Here is a 1,162-nt window from a genome sequence, read left to right as displayed (position 1 = left end):
AAACCTTAGATTGTAACGTTTAATAATAATGCTATCTACTACAGAAAATTATAATCCAACATCTGAAAGCTCAACTTTAATATTCTCACTTTTATTTCTTATCTTACTAGTAAGTATTAAATTTTCCTGCATTACTTTTATTATAGGAAGAGTAAAAATAAATTTACTACCATTACCGAATTCACTCTCAACAAACATGCGACCACCATGTAATTCTACAATCGATTTAACTAAACTTAAACCAATACCTGTACCTTCAGAATTTCTTGATAAGGATTTGTCTACTTGCTTAAATCTATCAAATATCATATCCAAGTAATCCACTTCAATACCAATTCCATTATCTTTCACTGATATTTCAACAAATTCTTTCCTATCTTTAACAGCTACAAATATTTCATCACCTTCATCAGAGAATTTTATTGCATTGGATATAAGGTTCAATACTACTCTTTCAATCTTTTCTGGGTCACATGCAATTATTTTTTCTTCTATATCAGTATCAAATATTATATTTAACCATTTACTATCAGCATAATTAATAACTGACATTACTGTATCCTCTATAACCTCAACTATATTATTATTTGACATCTTCAATTCAAAGAATCCCGCATTAATCTTTGATGAGTCAACTATATTATTTATAAGTTTAGATAACCTATAGGAATTAAGTTTCATTGAGTTAATATATTTAATAATTTTTTCCTTTTCTTCAACTATAGAACCATTCTTACAATACATTTCAAACAACTGTACAGTTGAAAAAATTACATTTAACGGTGTCTTAAGTTCATGGGATATGTTAACTATAAATTCTTCCTGTGCTTTTATTGCACCTTCCATATTTATTTTAGCTTCCTTTAGTTGTTTAATCTCTTTACTCTGTTCTTCAATACATTTTCTAGATACAACTCTTTCTGTTAAACCAGAAACCGTTTCAATTATATTTTTAACCTTTTTGTTATTAAAAGCATACCCCACGCTATTACCCCCATTTTTATATACATATTTAAATAGATTTTATAGCCATATAATAATATAAATTATAAAAGACAATTTTGACCATTATCTCACATATTACCATATATTATGTTGCATTCATACGCTTTTCGCCAGCCATGATACGACATTTAATATATTTACTATTCTTAAAAATTGA

Annotated in this window: 1 protein-coding gene; it reads right to left on the bottom strand. The window is 26.9% G+C overall.

Translation table 11 applies throughout. The features are described 5' to 3' along the window. Positions 1–48: 48 nt before the first annotated feature. On the bottom strand, positions 49–984 hold the full coding sequence (locus KPL50_RS26515) for a cell wall metabolism sensor histidine kinase WalK (RefSeq protein WP_216301456.1): 936 nt from the start codon (positions 982–984) through the stop codon (positions 49–51). Positions 985–1,162 lie beyond the last annotated feature (178 nt).

Origin of the sequence: Clostridium sp. CF012, from assembly GCF_018861755.1 — a bacterium.
Taxonomy (GTDB): Bacteria; Bacillota; Clostridia; order Clostridiales; family Clostridiaceae; genus Clostridium_AD.
This window is presented reverse-complemented; position numbering and strand designations above follow the sequence as displayed.